Below are 17,405 nucleotides of genomic sequence, written 5' to 3'. Positions count from 1 at the left end.
TCTAAGATGCAAGTTTCCCGACCCAGCGAGTTGAGAGCCCAGTGAACCATGCCTGAAGTGATTTTCCCCGGCCCCGACGGTCGTCTTGAAGGCCGTTATCAGCCGGGAAAGACGAAGACTGCCCCGATCGGCATCGTGCTGCATCCGCATCCGCGATTCGGCGGGACGATGAACAATCAAATCGTCTATCGCCTTTTCTATATGTTCCAGGAGCGCGGCTTCACCGCTCTGCGCTTCAATTTCCGCGGGGTGGGGCGCAGTCAAGGCTTCTTTGATCACGGCGTCGGTGAACTGTCGGATGCGGCAGCCGCTCTCGATTGGGTGCAGACGCTGCACCCCGATGCGCGCGGCGTGTGGATCGCCGGGTTCTCCTTCGGCGCCTGGATCGGCATGCAGCTCTTGATGCGCCGGCCAGAAGCAGAAGGCTTCATGTCCATCGCGCCGCAGCCGAACATCTACGACTTCTCGTTCCTCGCGCCCTGCCCGTCTTCGGGGCTCATCATCCACGGCGAGAACGATCGCGTGGCGCCGCCGGAGGCCGTCCAGACTCTGGTCGACAAGCTGAAATCGCAAAAGGGCATCGTCATCGATCAGCAGATCGTCAAAGGCGCGAACCACTTCTTCGAGGGTCAGGTCGACGAGCTCATCGGCAATTGCAGCGACTATCTGGAAAAGCGGCTCGCCCAGGTCGAGGCTTGAGCTGATCGCAACGAGCCCCGCCGGGCTCTCAGTCCTCGCCGGCCTCATCATCGGGGCCGACGAGGCCAAAGCGGTTCATCTTCAGGTAAAGGGTCTGGCGGCTCAGCCCCAGAACTCGCGCGGCGACCGTGCGGTTGTTTCCCGTCAGGTTTAGAGCCGCCTCGATGCACATTTTTTCGATCACGTCGGTCGTATCACGGACGAGATCCTTCATCGGCGTATAGCCGATCATCTCGACGAGATTCTCGACCGCCCGGACCAGATCGCTGGATTCGACCCCCGTCTGTGTCTCATCCGGGCTGAGTGGCCGCATCACAAACCCATAACCTGGCGTCGTGCCTTCCGGCAGAGTGAGCGCGGAAAAGCGCACGGCGACCGTCTCACCGTTACGGCCGCCAATGATGCCGGAGAGATTCTGCAATCGTCCGTGGCGGCGCACGTTCTGCAAAAGCACATCCTGGGTCAGCCCGCTCCACGACAGAAAATCGTCGAGATGACGCCCGGCCGCGTTGGCGGCAAAGGGCACGTCTGCAAGCGTGAGGAACGTCTCGTTCACCCAGACGATCTTGCCATCCTCATCGGCGAGAATGACCGCTTCCGGCGCGTTGCGGACAAGCGCGACAAGATCGGATTCCGGCGCCGTCTCCTCCTCCGCCGTTGCAATCCGCACCATCACCAAATGGAGGTCGCCGGCGCGAAACGCCTCGGCGGAGAGCGAAACACGTCCCTCTGCCTCGACCTCGATCGTGAGCGGCGACCCTGTCTCGCCGACGGCCTGGAGCATGGCGTCAACATCCGGCCTTTGCTTGCTGCGGAAGAGCGCCGTGAATTTCCGCCCGCTCAGCGCCTTGCCCGGAACGCCCAGGAGCACCGCGGCTTGAGCGTTGGCTTCGCGCACCTTTCCGCTATCCGCATCGACGACGACGATGGCCTCAGAGACCGTCTCGAACAAAAGCCGGTAATGCGCTTCGGCCTGCCGCAGGCTGCGGGCATGCTGCTCGATCGATCGGGCATGGGCCAGAAGACGCGACTGCAGCTCGACGACGAGACGCAGGTCGCGGCCGATAAGAACCACCTGGTCGCCGCCATCGATGTGCAGAGCGGAATACCGCACAGGCAGCTCACCGCCAGCTTTGAGAGGGTGGCTGACGTCCACACGTTCGAGGAGACGACCGCGCCGCGCCGAATCGATCAGCCGGCGCAGTCGGGTACGGTTACCGACCGTGACAAGATTCTCGATGGGCTGGCCGCACCACCGCATGATTTCTTCGCCGGAGACGGACTCAAGATTGTGCGAAATGTCGCTAATCGTACCATCTTTTCCCACAACTAGAGCGAGATCCGCAATCGCCGAAATCAGGGATGCGACGGCGACAGAATCCATCTGCACAAGGGGTGACAGGCTGTGAGGATACAAGGTCATCTGAGTTCAACGATTGAGAGCCGGATGTCGAGCGGCAGCACCGCGGCTTGCGGCGATTTGGATAAAAACCCCGTCCAGTGCACGTTGACAAGACGCATGTTCTTGAGAACGTTTCCCTTTATGAAGGGTTTGTCCAGTGCCCACGTGCAACATTTACGCGTGGCGATCGCAGGGCAGATATTCGTGCCCAGGATCCCGGGCTTCACAACGAGCAGTGCTTTCCAGATGCAACGCCTGGCTTCAATGGCTCAAGATCCCGACAAATCTGCACATTCGAGAGAAACGAACTTTGGTCCCTCGTTTGTACCATGTGCCCCAGTGTCGCACTTTTGTCCGTCGCGGGGTTGCCGTTGAGCCTCCATCCGCGCAATTTCGCTGTCTTGATGCGTCGCTTGGTCGCCCTGCGTGGAAGAGCTGACGCCACACCGTTTCGAAGGGGTACGGCCGCTTGCTGAACAGTCCGGTTGATCTCAGCGCCTGCGACACAGAGCCTATTCATATGATCGGTGCGATCCAGCCGATCGGCTGCCTCATCGCGGTCGATGCCGGATCATTGACGATCGAATACGCCAGCACCAACACGCGCATCTATTTTGGACGGGACTACCCTTCGCTGTTGGGACTGCCGCTGGCGGAGCTGCTTGGCGCGGACGGCTGCGAGGCGCTTCTGGCGCGGCGCCTCGCTCCGACAGTGCCCGATCTTCTTCGGCCTGCCCTTCTGCAGATCCGGTCTGCCGACGGTGAGCCCGTCGAACTCGAGTGTTTTCCGCACCGTTGCGGTGACTGGCTCGTTTTGGAATTCGTCCGGCCGGAAAGCCGCTTGGGCAGCGTCTGGGAGGACGAAGTCCTGCGCCAGCGGGTCATTTCCGAGCTGATCATCCCCGATACCCTGGAAGACCTCGCGCAAGTGGGCGCGCAGATCCTGCGCGAGGCGACGGGGTTCGACCGCGTGATGATCTACCGCTTTGCGGCGGACCAGCACGGCGAAGTCATTGCCGAAAGCACGGTCCGTCCGGACAGCTTTCTCGGCCTCCACTATCCTGCATCCGACATCCCCGATCCGGCTCGGCGTCATTTCGTGCGCAACGTGATCCGCGTGATCGCGGACATCAACGCGAAGCCCGTTCCCATCATGACGCGCGGCGGCACTGTCGCGGATGCGGAATCGCAGGCCCCTCTCGACCTCACCTATTCGAAGCTCCGCGCGGTCGCGCCGGTGCATGTCGAATACCTCAACAATATGGGGGTGGCGGGCAGCGTCTCGATCTCGCTCATTTCCGAGAACAAGCTGTGGGGCCTTGTCGCCTGCCACCATTATAGCCCGCTCGAACTGTCCTGGAGCAGATTGCGGGCCTGTGAGCTGATCGGCGGAACGATCTCCGCTCTATTGCACAGTCTGGAGAACACGAGCCAACTTCGCGACAGCATCCGGGCCGAAAAGACCGCTTTTGCGATCGAGCGGGAGGCGATAAGCGGCCAGCCTTTGCGTGACGCCATCGAGGCGCACGCAGACGACCTGCTCAACCAGTTGAGCGCGCAGGGCATGCTTTTGAAGCTCGCTGACGATGTCCTGGCGATCGGAAAGGTCCCTGTCGGCGATTTCGACTACGCCCCGCTGGCTGCAAGAATGTCGAGCGGGATCGCGACCTGCGATCAGCTGCATGAGCTCCTCGGCGTCGACAATCTCGGCAACGATATCGCCGGCGCCGCGATGATGGAGCTCTCCGAAGATCGCTCCGACTGGCTCATTCTCTTCCGTGAAGCGTTTAGCGAGACGATCCGATGGGCCGGCAAGCCCGAGAAGATCGCGATCCGGACAGAGGACGGCTCGACCCGCCTGTCTCCCCGAGGTTCCTTCGCGCTGTGGCTTGAAGAGCGGCGCGGACACAGCAAGCCGTTCACGGAAACCGATGGCGAGATCCTCCGCATCACGCGGCGCGCGCTCTTTGCCATCAACAGTCTCGATCGCGAGCGCGCCGCAACAGCGGCGATGCGCAGGGCGGAGGCCGAAGAGGCGCGGCTGCGGCTGATGCTGATGGATGCGGCGCAGGACCGTTCGATGGGCGAACTCGCCTCAGCCCTTGCGCATGAACTCAACCAGCCCCTTTCAGCCGTCAGCAATTACGTGAACGCCTCCCGGCAAGAGCTGCGCAATCACGGGATTGCCGTACCCGCCCATATCGGCGGCCTTATGGAGAGCGCCGTCAGCGAATCAGCGCGCGCTGCAGACCTCGTCCGCCGCCTGCGCAATTTCATCGGTCAAAGAGAGATCACCATGGAGCGGGTCGATCTCAAAGCGGTGGTCCGGCAAGGGGTCGAGCTCGCCCTCGCCGCGAGCAACGAACCTCGCCCTGAGATCGTCTTTGATTTCGCCGACGATATCCCTCCTCTCTCCGCCGACCCTGTCCAGATCGTTCAGGTCATCCTGAACCTCGCGCGCAACAGCATCACGGCGATGGCCGGTAGCAAGATGAGGCGCTTGACGTTATCGATCCGCAATGCCTCGCCGCTGGTGGAGATCAGCATCTGCGACACTGGAACAGGCGTCCCGCAAGAAATGGAAGACACGCTCTTCGAGCCTTTTCACAACTCGACCACAAGCGGAATGGGCCTCGGCCTGTCGCTCTGCCGCTCCATCGTCGAAGCACATGGCGGGCGGATCTGGATGCAGGAGAATGGCGAAGGCGCAACTTTCGTCTTCACGCTGAGAATTACGGATCCAGACGATGCGTGATGCCGCCCGCGGCAGAGTGGTTTATATCGTCGATGACGAGATGTCCGTCCGTCATTCGCTCGGCGCCCTTCTCTCCGCGCACGGATTTGAAACCGAGGCATTTCCCTCCGCCGAGAGTTTTCTGGAGGCCGTCGACGCCGATAAGGGGCTGTGTGCCTTCATCGATTTGCGAATGCCCGGTTTGAGCGGCATGGACTTGCAGAAGACGATGGCCGAACGTGGCATCGGGATCCCCGTTGTGATCCTGACCGGCCACGGCGATGTCCCGCTCGCGGTCGAAGCCATGAAGAACGGTGCGGTCGACTTCATCGAGAAACCCGGTTCGGAAGAGCAGCTGCTCAGCGCGATCCGCGCCGCATCCGACCAGCTGGCAAACCGCCCGTCTTCGAAGCTGCCACCGCATATCGTCTCAGAGCGGCTGGCGCGATTGACCGGACGAGAACGTGAGGTTCTCGATCACCTCGTCCTTGGCATGACCAACAAGCATATTGCAGTCGAGCTCGGCATCAGCCAACGCACGGTCGAGATCCACCGCGCCCGCATTCGAGAGAAACTCGAAGCCCGCGGGCTTGCAGATCTCATCCGGATGATGCGCTGACGCGTCTCTGCGATCGGCATTTTAGGCATACGCAGTTTCTACGTAGCGGAATATCCGAGATACCGCCGCCTTGCGGTTGCGCCTACTTTGCGGTCGATAAGCAATGGGCGGCGTTACGGGCCTGCCCCCGACGGCGCCCCAAATAAGGGGCATGGGTCATGCCACCAAAAAAATCCTGCTGGGCTGTGGGCGAGGAATTGGCGTCGCAGACGTCTGAGACCGTTCACAAGGTCGTTGTGACGTTGACGGATGAGCAACTTGCCGCGGCCGAAGGCTGGCGCTCCGCACAGGGCATCCCGGAACGTTCGGAGGCTCTCGGCGAGCTCATCCGTATCGGGCTTTTGAGCGAGATCAGCCGGGTCTATCGCCTGGCGTGATGTCTGCCGTCAGCCGGACACACCGGCTGACGGGACAACCGCAAGTCCGCAAGAATTCAGGCCGCGTTCCGGCTCTTGCGCACGCTCCTCTCGGGCGCCTGCTCGCTCGGCGTCTCATCGCCTGCCGCTTGCGCCTCGATCGTCTTCGCGTCGTGACGCTTTTGAGCGGCACGGGTTCCTACGCGAATGTCCTTGGCGATCACCGTTGCGACTTCGTCCTTCGGAACCGGCCAGCCGAACAGGAAGCCCTGGACGTTGCGGCAGTCATTGGCGACGAGGAAGTGTGCCTGCTGGGCGCTTTCCACACCCTCGGCGGTCACCTTCAGGTCAAGTGAGATGCCGAGCCTGATGATGGAACGCAGAAGCTTCTCCACCTGCCCGCCGACGCCCACACCGTGCACGAAAGAGCGGTCGATCTTGATACCGTCGAAGGAGAACCGCCAGAGATAGCTCAGGCTGGAATAGCCGGTGCCGAAATCGTCCATGATGAGGGCGGCCCCCATCTTCTTGATCTCGCGAAGCTGCGACAGCACACGATTGGACGTCTCCAAAAGCAGGCCTTCCGTGATCTCCACCTCGAGCCGGTCCGCCTTGAGCCCAGTCTGCTTCAATGTCTTGGCGATCAAACGGGGCAAGTTGCCTTTCTTGAACTGCGCGGGCGACAGGTTCACGGCCAGAGTCAGATGCTCCGGCCAGAGGCTTGCCGCACGGCATGATTCCTTCAAAATCCACTCGCCGATCGGCTCGATGAGCCCGGTCTCTTCGGCAACCGGAATGAACTCCGTGGGTGAGACGACGCCGCGCTCGGGATGTTTCAGCCGCAGCAGCGCCTCGAAGCCCGTAAGGCGCCGCGTCACGAGATCGTACTGCGGCTGGAAATAGAGGACGAACCACTTCTCTCGGAAGGCCTTGCGGAGGATCGCCTGCATTTCCAGACGCCCCTGCATCGAAGTGGTCAGCTCCGTGGTGAACACGGAAATATCGTTGCGTCCGCCCGCCTTCACCTTGTTCAAGGCGAGGTCGGCATTCTTCAGGAGCTCGTTGGCGTTTTCGCCGTGCTCCGGGGAGACCGCGATCCCGATCGACGCGCTCGCGACGACTTCGTTGTTCTCGCCGTCACCGACCTTGTAGACGCCGTTGAGAGCCGACCCGATGCGCCTTGCGTGGATTTCCGCGTATTTGGTGCCGCCGGCCTCGAGCTGAATGATGGCGAATTCGTCGCCACCGAGCCGCGCAAGGTACTGGGGCTTCTCCACGACATCGCGCAACCGCTCGGCCACCTGCTTCAGGAATTCATCGCCTGCGGCATGGCCATGCGTGTCGTTGATTTCCTTGAAGCGGTCGATGTCGATGTAGTGAAGGGCGAGGTGATGTCCTTCTTCGCTTTGACGCCGGATTTCGACCTCCAGCGTCCTCAGGAATTCGTCCCGATTGCTGAGGCCCGTCAGCGTATCGTGACCGCTCACATAGGTGAGCTCCTCATAGACCTCGCGCTTCTGACGCGTGCGAAGGAGCAGGCTGACAGCCGGGATCGTGAAGGCGACGAGCGCCAGCACCAGGATGGTCCCGAGGATTCCCGTCAGCCACTGCCAGAAACCCGCCTCATCGGCGCTGTGGTCGAGATAGACCGCGATCGCGCCGTCGGCGTTTCCGTCGGCATCCTCGATCGGCACCAGGGTACGGCTGTAATAGGACGGCCCGGCGCCTTCCTCAGCATGGCGGTCCTGCCAGCTTAGCGCGCCCTTCCCTGACTCGATGAGTGAACGTGCTTCATCGCGACCAATGGGCGCAATCTCTGTGCCGCCCGTCGCATCACTCAATTCGCGGATGCGTTCACCCGCCCGGTTGAACACCTCGATGCGGAAGACATCCGGCATCGCCAGGATTGTCTTAAGGGCGACATTCTCTTCGGCAGAGATGCTGCCATCTCTGTCCTGCAGACCTGTCTCCTGAAGTCGTCCCGCCGCAAAGGTCGCGCGCTCGAGCGCCTCCGATCGCACATATTTCGAATAGAGCTCGTCGGCAGAATAATAGACGACGCCGGCGGTCAGTGCCGCCGTGACGAGCCCCACGAAGGTGACGAAGACCGCAATCGTCTGGTCGCCAGCAATCGAGCCGCGCCGGCTTGGAAAGGAGCGAGCCGCTTTCTTCTGCCGTTTTGCGGCCTTGACCTTCTTCTCCTTGGCGGGGGAAGCCTTCTTGATTGCCTCGCGGCCGGCTTCGATCACCTGAGGCGTCGTTGCGGGCGCGGTTTCGCGGGCTGATGTTTCTTCGAGGGGCTGTGGTGCTGCGACCGTTCGGCCGTGTTTTGTCGCCTTGCCTCGGAACATATCCGCGAAGGAGGCCGCTATTTTACGCATGAACTCGGACCCGATACCTTCTTCGGAACTTGACCTTGATCCGAAAGGCTTGATTCGAGGTTAATTGTTGCGGTTGGGACGACTCCAGCGACCTCCGGGCAAGGGCCGCGGAGCGCCCGTAGTCCCGGGGAATGTGAGCGGCAGCCCTTCCGCCACCCTGAGGGCCAGATAGGCAAAAGCCTCTGCTTCGATCGCGTCTCCATCGAGCCCCAGATGCTCGGCCGCGACGACTTCTGCCGGGGCAAGCTCCGTTGCAAGCAGCTTCATCAAGCCCCGGTTCAGCCGACCTCCTCCGCAAACGACCACGAGATCAGGGACTTGCGGCAAAAGCTGAAAACCTCGATTCAACGCAGAAGCCGTGAAGGCGGCAAGCGTGGCGGCCGCATCGTCGTCGTCGAGCCCGGTCACATCGGTGGCTGCAAAGGCGTCTCTGTCGAGTGATTTGGGCACCGGCCGCGCGAAGAAGGGATGCTCGAGCCACCTCTCAACCCGTGAGACATCGGGGTGCCCACGCATCGTGATTTCACCGTCAGCATCAAATGCCAGGCCTCGGCGCGAAGAGATGAGATCGTCGATCAGCGCATTGCCCGGCCCCGTGTCGAGCGCGATCAGGGTGTCGCCCTCGCCGACATAGGTCACGTTGGCGACGCCGCCGATATTGACGAAGGCGATCGGCAATCCGCGGCCCAGGCGTTGGGCGAGCGCACGATGATAGACCGGTACGAGCGGCGCACCCTCGCCGCCTGCGATCACATCGGCAGTTCGGAAATCCCAGGCAACTGGAACGCCAAGCGAATCGGCGAGGGCTTGGCCGTCTCCGAGTTGGAGCGTGATGCCGCGTTCAGGCGCATGAAAAACGGTCTGTCCGTGAAACCCAACGCAGGCGATATCTTCAAGCCGCAACGCGTGATCGCTCACAAAGCGACGAAGAGCGAACTCATGCGCTTTGGTGACAGCAGCCTCCGCCTCGTCGATGATCGGCTCGCCTCGCACAGCACCGCCTTTTGCGGCCGCCATCGCGCGCCTCAGCAGCGCCCGGTGCGCATCATCGAGAGAATAAGTCGCGGCAGGGCCGATATCGCCGAGCGTTTCGCCGTCGCTTTGAAGCAGCGCAACGTCGACCCCATCCATCGACGTGCCGCTGATCACCCCCAAAGTGCTACGAAATTTTGTCACGCCCTTCGCGCTCCGTGATTTCAGGTGCTAAGGGAGCACCCCATATCATTCCTGCAACTAACGAACCCATGACCACGTTTCGATCCGATTTCCTCAACACGCTCCAGGCCCGGGGCTTCATCCATCAGATCTCCGATCCGGAAGGGCTCGACAGCCTTTTGTCGAAGGAGATGGTGAGCGCGTATATCGGCTTCGACTGCACCGCCCGGAGCCTCCATGCCGGCAGCCTCGTGCAGATCATGATGCTTTACTGGTTGCAGCAGACGGGGCATCGGCCGATCGCGCTGATGGGCGGAGGCACAACGCGGATCGGAGATCCGTCCGGCCGCGACGAAAGCCGCAAAATCCTCTCCGATGCCGAGATCGAGGCGAACAAGCAGGGCATCCGACGCGCCTTCGACCCGCTTCTGCATTTCGGCGAGAGCGGCAACGACGCCATCATGCCGGACAATGCCGAGTGGCTTCTGAAACTCAACTACATCGACGTTCTGCGCGATGTCGGGCGGCATTTCTCCGTCAACCAGATGATTCAGCGCGATTCCGTGCGGCTGAGGCTGGAGCGCGAGCAGCACCTCTCCTTGCTGGAGTTCAATTACATGGTGCTGCAGGCCTACGATTACGTCGAGCTTCACCGCCGTTATGGCGCGCGCCTGCAGATGGGCGGCTCCGACCAATGGGGCAATATCGTTTCGGGCGTCGATCTTGGACGCCGCATGGAACAAGTGGAGATGTTTGCCCTCACCACCCCGCTCCTGACGACTGCGACGGGAGCCAAGATGGGCAAGACCGCGGAGGGAGCTGTCTGGCTCAACCCCGATATGCTGTCGGCATACGAGTACTGGCAGTTTTGGCGCAACGCCGCCGATGCGGATGTCGGTCGCTTCCTGAAGCTTTTCACGATCCTTCCCCTCGACGAGATCGAACGCCTGGCAGCCTTGCAAGGCGAAGAGATCAACGAGGCGAAGAAGGTTCTCGCCACGGAGGCCACGGCGCTCCTTCATGGCCGCGACGCGGCGAAGGACGCCGAAGACACTGCGCGGCGCACCTTCGAAGCCGGTCAGACGGGTGATGCTTTGCCGAGTATCGAAGTGGAGCGCAGCGAGCTCGAGGCCGGGATCGGCGTGCTTTCCGCCTTTGTGCGTGCGGGTCTTGCCACTTCCAACGGCGAAGTCCGGCGTCTCATCCGCAGCGGGGGTATCAAGGTGAATGATACGCCAGTCAGCGATGAGCGCGCCCTCATTGGCCTTTCCGACCTCTCCGAGGACGGTGCCGTGAAGCTTTCGAGCGGCCGCAAGAAACACGCGCTTTTGCGTATGGGCGGGGCGGCCTAAGGCGCCCGCCTGCCGTCACGGCGCCACACACCATCGAGGCCGCATTCCGGCGGCCTCAGCGGTACTCGAAGATCTTGCGAAAAATGCCGGGTGCGATCGCCGACATCAGGTTCATCTTGAGAGATGGATTGTCGAGATTGCCGAAGAGTTTGAAGGTCACGCCGACCAGGCCCTCGTTCTGACCGCCCCCGAGGATCTGTCCGAAGATCGGGATCGTACCCGCCATGTTGTTGATGCCGAAGGCCGGGATGAAGGTTCCGCTTAAGGCAATCTTCTCATCGGTCAGATTGATGGTCCCGCTCGCGGTCGCTCCCAGCATCGGCCCACGCAGATAAGCCTCATCGATCGCGACCACTCCCTTCTCCATGCGGAAGGGGATGCGGAGCTTCGTGAAGGTCATATTGGAGGTGTCGACCTCCTCGGAGATCTGTTCGCGCGCCCGCTGCGACCCCGGCTGGTCGCGTTTGCGCGTCGCCGGACGGACGGCTTCGGCGAGTGCGGCCTCTTCCACAACGCGGAAGTCTCGCAGCCAGGCCTCTCCAGAGGCGCTGTCGCCACCCGGCGGACCGCGCATGACGAGGGTAAAAAGTCCTTCGCGGACACGTGCATAGAGATCGACAAAGCGCAGGACCGCTCCGCCATCGGCGGCATCCAGCACCTGCTCTCGCAGTTTCGAGTTTTCGGTGATGCGCCAATTGAAGGCACCACCGGCGGCATCCCCAAGCACGCCTGAAAGGTTCAGCCCGTGGAGGCGACCGCCAGCGATCTCCGCAGAGCCCTTGATGCCGTAAGCCGTGACATCGTTTTCGCCCTTCACCCGATCGAGCGCGACATCGAGATGTAGCGGCATCATGCCGGCCCCCGCGCCTTTCTTGCTGCTTTTCAGCGCTCGGATGAGACCACGCGCATCGAGCTGAGCCCCGCTCACACTGATGCTCCCATTGCCGCCGGAGACGTTCGCCTTGAGCGCAAAATCATCCCCCGGCCGCAGGGCCACATCGTGAAGGTCGAGGCTGTCGAGCTTTCCGTCCGAGGTCAGCTTCAGCGACCCGGAGGCGTGGAAGCCTTCGCCTTTCAGCGAAAGTCCCTCAACATCGCGACCAGAGGCGCTCGTCTTCACGCGGAACTCAGCACTGGCAGCAACACCCGCGCCCTTTTCCCACGAAATCGGCGGCAGGCGCACGCGCGCTTTCGTCAGATCGAGGTTGATGAGCTGCGATCCGTCATCTTCGGCAGAAATCGACGCGATCACGGGTCCGGAAAGATAGTCTTCAAGATCGATGCCGAGGCGCTCTCGTGCCGCCTTGTCGAGGATGAGGGCAACATCGGTGTCGGACTTGCCGGCCTCGCCTCCCGTCATGTCGATGTTCGCCTCAATCCCGTCGAGGCGAGCCTTGCCCGCAACCCGGTAGGCGTCGGGGACACCACTCAACGTCAAATCAGCATCCGCGACGGAGTGGCCTTCTATCGGAGCCTTGCTCCCGAAACCGCGCAAGACGAGCTCGAACTTCGGCTCCACCGAGAGAAGCGAAGCCTCTTTCTTCAAAGGCACCGCCGCGACGAGCGAAAGCTCCGCCTCGCCCGACAAATCATCCGGCGAAATGCCCTTCGACGCCGCCACATCCAGCGGTCCGGTATTGGAAAGCGCGGCAAGCGCAGGCGCCGGACCTATGAGGCGCAGGGTGAGGTCGCCGACGGCGTCCTTGCCTCCGAGGTCGGGAATAACGAGCAATGACCCTCCGGCCGAGAGAGCCGGATAGTTCGGCACGGCGACATCGGCCGAATCCAACGCGATCGTCGCCGTCGCATCGGCCAGCCTGACGGAGCCTTTCGCATTGACGAAGTCCGGCAATTCGGGGGCGGGCGTGAAACGTCCAGAACGGAACGGCACATCGCCGGACAAACCGTACTTCGGCAGAATCTTGTCCTTGCCCTCGGGCCCGATGTGATCCGGCGGCAATGCAACCTGCAACTCGACCGGTCCGACGACGCCTTCTTTGAGATTGTCCTCAAGCCAGTGGAGCACGCCCGGTGCCAGGAATCCGGGCCATAGCGCCACGAAGAGCGAGCTCGGCATCTCGCTGATGGATACGGCAAGCGCAAGGCCCGGCGAGGCGCCATCGGGATGCCAGCCGCCAACGACACTGATGTTGCCGGCGGGATTGGCGACCGAGAAACGATCGATCGAGACGCTGCCGCGGGCGGGATCGAATGTGACGTCGAATTCGCCCCGCACCTGTTCCCGCACCCCGCCTGGGGCGAAGACCACGCCGGAGGGCATTTGCGCACGCACCTCCACCGGCTCGTCGACATCGTTGAGATCGAGCGCCACAGCCAGCCCGAAGAGGCCGGCAGAACTCGCCACATAGGCCCGCTTGAAGAGTATCTCGTCGCCCTTGGGCGGCAGCGTAAAGGCAAAGCGCGCATCGTTCAGATAGAAGGAACTGGCATCGTCGACGGTGACGAGCCCCGGCGTCAGCCCGATCTCGCCCAAAAGCTGCACATCATCCACACCCGCCTGGAAACGCGCATGAAGCTGCAGGCGGCCGGCATAGCTTTGCTGCGTCTGCGGGTTCGCCAGTGTTGGAACGAGCGTCGCAAGCGGCAGATCATCGAGATTGAGCTCCACGATGTCGGCGCCGCTCTCGCGCGTGCGCTCCACGGTCAGCGACCAGAAAGCCCCGGCCGCGGAGGCCTGAAGCCACAGCTTGCTGCGCGCCTCTCCCAACGGCTGCCAGGTGAAATCGGAAATCTGCCCGGTTAGAGGAGGCAGGTCGGAACGCGGCAGTTCGAGCTTGATGTTCTCAACCTCGAAATCCTCAAATCCGAGTTCGCGCAGGGTCACGTCCGCTTCCACGACACCTTCCGCAAAAGACCGTGCGAACTGGCGGATCAATTCGGCGCGCGGCTGCGCCTCGGTCGCGCTTTCCGGCAATTGCAGGGAGACTTCCACCTGCGAGATCCGCACATGACGCGGCTTGATCCAGGTCTCGCGCCAGTCACGCAGCGAGGAGGAAACGGCCATTGTCTTGGCCTTGATGTGCAAAGCCGGGCCGAAGCTGAAATCGACGTCTCCCGCTTCGAGCACGAGGCCACTGCCTGATTCCCAGTAGGCACGGATGCTGCCAAGCTCGACGTGCGCCCCGGGCGGGACACGGTCTTGGAGTCTCGCCTCGAGGCGATCGCGCATCCAGTTCGGGCCGAAGCCCTCCCCGCTCACGCTGTAAACGAGGCCGCCCGTCACCAAAACCAACAGGCCGACGACCACAAGCAAGGATAGAAATGCGACACGAAGGATCCGACGCATGACACGACGTGTCGTTCGCGGGGCGTTCTTCCCTGGCTTCTCGGTCGTTGACTTGGGTTCCTGCGACAGCATTTTCTTCCGAATCGGGTCTCGCTCTTCCCAAGGTGGCTGCCAACGATAGACAACTTGGCGAGCGCAGGCACGAAATCGCACCCTAGAGTTCACCTGATTTCCAAACACGTCGAAAGGATGACGAGATGGCGAAGGCCCCCGATGTGGGCGATCCGGCCCCGGACTTCACTCTTCCAACCGATGGCGGCGGCGAATTCTCGCTCGCCGCGCATCGCGGCGAACCGGTCGTTCTCTACTTTTACCCGAAGGACAACACGCCCGGCTGCACCAAAGAGGCGATCTCCTTCAGCTCCGAAATAGACGCCTTCCGCTCCGCCGGCATTTCCGTGGTCGGGATTTCACCCGATAGCGCATCGAGCCACGACAAGTTCAAGACGAAGCACGATCTCTCAATCACGCTCGTCGCCGACGAAGACACGAAGGTGTGCGAGGCTTATGGCGTGTGGGCGGAAAAATCCATGTACGGCCGCCGCTTTATGGGTGTCGAGCGCTCGACCTTTCTGATCGACCGCGACGGTGTGATCGCGCGCGTCTGGCGCAAGGTGAAGGTTCCGGGCCATGTGGATGACGTCTTGGAGGCCGCGCGGATGATGGCGACCTGAGGAGGCCACCGAGAGCGCTAATCGCTCTTAAGGAAACGCGATATTAACCATGGGCTGCGAGGGTCTTTACCTCCTCGCAACCATATCGCGCCTTCGTGCTCATGGTCCCCTTCTCAAGTTCTCAGCCTGCTTCCAAACGCCGAAAAGAACCGCCCCGCGTCATCATCGCTCGGCGCGGACGACTCACGTCCTATACGCTTCGACCCTGGCTTTTCGGCTCGATCGCCAGCGTCTTCGTCCTGTTCGGCACCGGCTATATCGGCGGAACCGCTTACCTCTTTTACCGCGACGGCCTTCTCGATGCGGCCTCCGCACGCCAGGCGGAACTGCAACATGTCTATGAAGACAGGATTGCCCGGCTTCGAGGTGAAATCGACAAGGTCACCAGCAAGCATCTCGTCGAGACACAATCGATGGAGGAGCAGCTGGCAACGCTGCTCGACCGCCAGGAGGCGATCTTCCGGCGCCAGTCCCTGCTCGACGATGTCATGCAAAAGGCCGAGGCTGCCGGCATCAGCATTGCCGAAACACGCATGACGACGCCGCGACCGCGCCCCGACCGACCATCCCAGCAATTGGCAGCCGCGCCAGGAGAGGTTGCGAATCCAGAGGAAGGCCCGGCGCTCGGCTATGCCGAGGATGGCCCCTCTCGGGCGGACATCATCACCGGCAGCATCTTCGCTCATCCGGGCGAGGCGCAGATCAAACCGGCAGCTGCAAGGACGAGCGATCTCGAGAGCGAAAAACTTCGCCCTCTCCTCAAATCGATGGATGGAGCCTTGCGGGACAGCTTTGCGACCCAACTGGATGCCGCAGCGGTTCTCTCAGCCGCGTCTCACGCTGAAACGGAACGCCTCGAAACGACGCTGAACGATCTCGGGTTTTCCGACCTTGTTCCGAGGAAGAACAGATCTTCAGGCGACGATGCCACAGGCGGACCTTTCGTTCCGGTCGACGGTGACGCCGCGTTGCGGGGGCTCGCCTTCGTGGAAACCATCGACGGGATCGATTCCACGCTCGCCAATTTGCAGGATATGCGCCGAAAACTTGCGTCTCTGCCTCTCGGGCGCCCCATCATCGCGCCGCGGTCGTCCGTCTTCGGCTATCGCACGGACCCGTTTTTGAAGCGGCCGGCCCTGCATACGGGCATCGACTTTCGGGCGGTGAGCGGGTCGCCGGTTCGCGCGACGGCTCCGGGTGAAGTCGTCGAGGCTGGATGGAACGGCGGTTATGGCAAGATGGTCGAGATCCGCCACGCGCACGGCGTCAGCACGCGTTATGGGCATCTGTCGCGCATCGATGTGAAGGTCGGCGACAAAATCACCGCCGGTGAATTGATCGGTCGCGTCGGCTCGACCGGGCGCTCAACAGGCCCGCATCTTCACTACGAGACCAGGCGCGACGGACGGCCGGAAGACCCGACCCCGTTCTTGAAAACCGAACGCTTCAGCTAAACGCCGCAAAGCGCATCCCTCACCTGACCTTGGGTTTTGGAGAGGGATGGCTCGCGGAAAGGAAGCGGCTATTCGGCCGCTTCCTCGGTATTGTCGGTGCTGCCCACGCGCTGGGCGAGAGCCGCTTCCATAAAGTCATCCAGATCCCCGTCGAGAACCTCCGACGGCGTCGTGTGCTCCACGGATGTGCGCAGATCTTTGACGAGCTGGTACGGCTGCAGCACGTACGAGCGAATCTGATGGCCCCAGCCGATTTCGGATTTGGCTTCGTGAGCCTCCTGGATCGATTCCTCGCGCTTCTTCAGCTCCATCTCATAGAGCCTCGATTTCAACGCCTTCATGGCGTTGGCGCGGTTCTGGTGCTGCGACTTCTCCGATGACGTCACCACGATGCCCGTCGGCAAGTGGGTGATCCGCACAGCCGAATCGGTGGTGTTGACGTGCTGTCCGCCGGCACCTGAAGACCGGTAGGTGTCGATGCGGATATCCTTGTCCTGGATCTCGATCTCGATGTTGTCGTCGACGACCGGATAGACCCAGACAGACGAGAAGGACGTATGCCGGCGAGCCTGGCTGTCGAAGGGCGAAATCCGGACGAGCCGATGCACGCCCGATTCGGTCTTCAGCCAGCCATAGGCATTCTCGCCTTTGAGCAGGAGGGTAGCTGACTTGATGCCGGCTTCTTCCCCGTCGGTCTGCGAGATGAGTTCGACGGAGAATTTTCGGCGCTCGCCCCAGCGCGTATACATGCGCAACAGCATCGAGGCCCAGTCCTGGCTCTCCGTGCCGCCCGCGCCGGCGTGGACTTCGAGATAGGCATCGCTCGCATCGGCTTCGCCGGAAAGCAGAGCTTCGACCTGCCTTCTCTGCACGTCCTTATGCAGAGCGACGAGGGACTTCTCGGCCTCGGCGATGACGGTGTCGTCGTCTTCTTCCTCGGCAAGCTCGATCAGCTCGATGCTGTCGGCAATGCTCGCTTCGATCTCGCGGACGCCGGAAATGGCCGTCTCCAGCCGTTGGCGCTCGCGCATCACCTTCTGAGCTTCCTGCGGATCATCCCAGAGCGTCGGGTCTTCGACGCGTTCGTTCAGCTTGGCGAGACGTTTCTGAGAGACATCCCAGTCAAAGATGCCTCCTTATCAGGGTCAGCGCCTCCCTGATCTCGTCAACGAGGTTTTCGATTTCGGCGCGCATCTTGTCCTCATGCAAATGTACCGACGGCGGCGCCCCAGAGGAGCGCCGCCTGATGAAAGAGGGAGGCGTAACGCTTTT

At 61.9% G+C, this 17,405-nt stretch carries 12 protein-coding genes; 7 read left to right on the top strand and 5 right to left on the bottom strand.

Annotated elements, in window-relative coordinates; translation table 11 throughout:
* The first annotated feature begins 48 nt into the window (after positions 1 to 48).
* Positions 49 to 699, top strand: a complete 651-nt coding sequence (locus L0F51_RS02625; protein ID WP_234627825.1) for an alpha/beta hydrolase — start codon at positions 49 to 51, stop codon at positions 697 to 699.
* 28 nt (positions 700 to 727) lie between these two features.
* On the opposite strand, the gene ppsR is transcribed toward L0F51_RS02625, so the two are convergent.
* The gene (gene ppsR / locus L0F51_RS02620; RefSeq protein ID WP_234629314.1) at positions 728 to 2,083 is read right to left on the bottom strand and encodes a transcriptional regulator PpsR; all 1,356 of its coding nucleotides are present in this window, start codon (positions 2,081 to 2,083) and stop codon (positions 728 to 730) included.
* A gap of 487 nt (positions 2,084 to 2,570) precedes the next feature.
* Here ppsR and L0F51_RS02615 point away from each other — a divergent pair, with 487 nt between their 5' ends.
* From L0F51_RS02615 to L0F51_RS02605, 3 genes are all read left to right on the top strand, one after another.
* Positions 2,571 to 4,856 carry an ATP-binding protein gene (locus L0F51_RS02615; protein WP_255701264.1) on the top strand — a complete coding sequence of 762 codons (2,286 nt, stop codon included), beginning with the start codon at positions 2,571 to 2,573 and terminating at the stop codon, positions 4,854 to 4,856.
* The gene (locus L0F51_RS02610; RefSeq protein WP_234627823.1) at positions 4,849 to 5,454 is read left to right on the top strand and encodes a response regulator transcription factor; all 606 of its coding nucleotides are present in this window, start codon (positions 4,849 to 4,851) and stop codon (positions 5,452 to 5,454) included. Before L0F51_RS02615 ends, L0F51_RS02610 begins: the two co-directional genes overlap by 8 nt.
* 158 nt (positions 5,455 to 5,612) lie before the next feature.
* Positions 5,613 to 5,831, top strand: coding sequence for a hypothetical protein (locus L0F51_RS02605; protein ID WP_234627822.1), 219 nt, complete (start codon positions 5,613 to 5,615; stop codon positions 5,829 to 5,831).
* Between the two features lie 56 nt (positions 5,832 to 5,887).
* Here the strand turns inward: L0F51_RS02605 and L0F51_RS02600 are convergent, their stop codons facing one another.
* A complete protein-coding gene (locus L0F51_RS02600) occupies positions 5,888 to 8,059 on the bottom strand; it encodes an EAL domain-containing protein (protein ID WP_234627821.1) in 2,172 nt (723 codons plus the stop codon).
* 192 nt (positions 8,060 to 8,251) lie between these two features.
* A complete protein-coding gene (locus L0F51_RS02595) occupies positions 8,252 to 9,367 on the bottom strand; it encodes an anhydro-N-acetylmuramic acid kinase (RefSeq protein WP_370642295.1) in 1,116 nt (371 codons plus the stop codon).
* Between the two features lie 68 nt (positions 9,368 to 9,435).
* Here L0F51_RS02595 and tyrS point away from each other — a divergent pair, with 68 nt between their 5' ends.
* Positions 9,436 to 10,698, top strand: coding sequence for a tyrosine--tRNA ligase (gene tyrS, locus L0F51_RS02590; RefSeq protein WP_234627820.1), 1,263 nt, complete (start codon positions 9,436 to 9,438; stop codon positions 10,696 to 10,698).
* 55 nt (positions 10,699 to 10,753) lie between these two features.
* On the opposite strand, the gene L0F51_RS02585 is transcribed toward tyrS, so the two are convergent.
* A complete protein-coding gene (locus L0F51_RS02585) occupies positions 10,754 to 14,005 on the bottom strand; it encodes an AsmA-like C-terminal domain-containing protein (RefSeq protein ID WP_234627819.1) in 3,252 nt (1,083 codons plus the stop codon).
* A gap of 197 nt (positions 14,006 to 14,202) precedes the next feature.
* Between L0F51_RS02585 and bcp the strand changes: the two genes are divergently transcribed.
* Positions 14,203 to 14,679 carry a thioredoxin-dependent thiol peroxidase gene (bcp, locus tag L0F51_RS02580; protein WP_234627818.1) on the top strand — a complete coding sequence of 159 codons (477 nt, stop codon included), beginning with the start codon at positions 14,203 to 14,205 and terminating at the stop codon, positions 14,677 to 14,679.
* 101 nt (positions 14,680 to 14,780) lie between these two features.
* Entirely contained in the window at positions 14,781 to 16,133 is a 1,353-nt protein-coding gene (locus L0F51_RS02575) for a M23 family metallopeptidase (RefSeq protein ID WP_234629312.1), read from the top strand.
* A 68-nt stretch (positions 16,134 to 16,201) separates the two neighbouring features.
* Here the strand turns inward: L0F51_RS02575 and prfB are convergent.
* Positions 16,202 to 17,327 (bottom strand): peptide chain release factor 2 gene (prfB, locus tag L0F51_RS02570; protein WP_234627817.1). Its coding sequence is split into 2 segments (ribosomal slippage): positions 16,202 to 17,257 and positions 17,259 to 17,327, totalling 1,125 coding nucleotides; the frame shifts between segments, so codons are not numbered across the junction.
* Positions 17,328 to 17,405: the final 78 nt, after the last annotated feature.

It is taken from the genome of Afifella sp. H1R, assembly GCF_021462425.1.
GTDB lineage: Bacteria > Pseudomonadota > Alphaproteobacteria > Rhizobiales > Afifellaceae > Afifella > Afifella aestuarii.
The sequence above is the reverse complement of the archived record's forward strand: the minus strand, read 5'-3'. Positions and strand labels throughout refer to the sequence as shown.

Bases quoted from the DNA above. Each gene is read 5' to 3' on its own strand.
- L0F51_RS02625 (WP_234627825.1), top strand. From the start codon at position 49: ATGCCTGAAGTGATTTTCCCCGGCCCCGACGGTCGTCTTGAAGGCCGT.
- ppsR (WP_234629314.1), bottom strand. From the start codon at position 2,083: ATGGATTCTGTCGCCGTCGCATCCCTGATTTCGGCGATTGCGGATCTC.
- L0F51_RS02610 (WP_234627823.1), top strand. From the start codon at position 4,849: ATGCGTGATGCCGCCCGCGGCAGAGTGGTTTATATCGTCGATGACGAG.
- L0F51_RS02605 (WP_234627822.1), top strand. From the start codon at position 5,613: ATGCCACCAAAAAAATCCTGCTGGGCTGTGGGCGAGGAATTGGCGTCG.
- tyrS (WP_234627820.1), top strand. From the start codon at position 9,436: ATGACCACGTTTCGATCCGATTTCCTCAACACGCTCCAGGCCCGGGGC.
- L0F51_RS02585 (WP_234627819.1), bottom strand. From the start codon at position 14,005: ATGCGTCGGATCCTTCGTGTCGCATTTCTATCCTTGCTTGTGGTCGTC.
- bcp (WP_234627818.1), top strand. From the start codon at position 14,203: ATGGCGAAGGCCCCCGATGTGGGCGATCCGGCCCCGGACTTCACTCTT.
- L0F51_RS02575 (WP_234629312.1), top strand. From the start codon at position 14,781: ATGGTCCCCTTCTCAAGTTCTCAGCCTGCTTCCAAACGCCGAAAAGAA.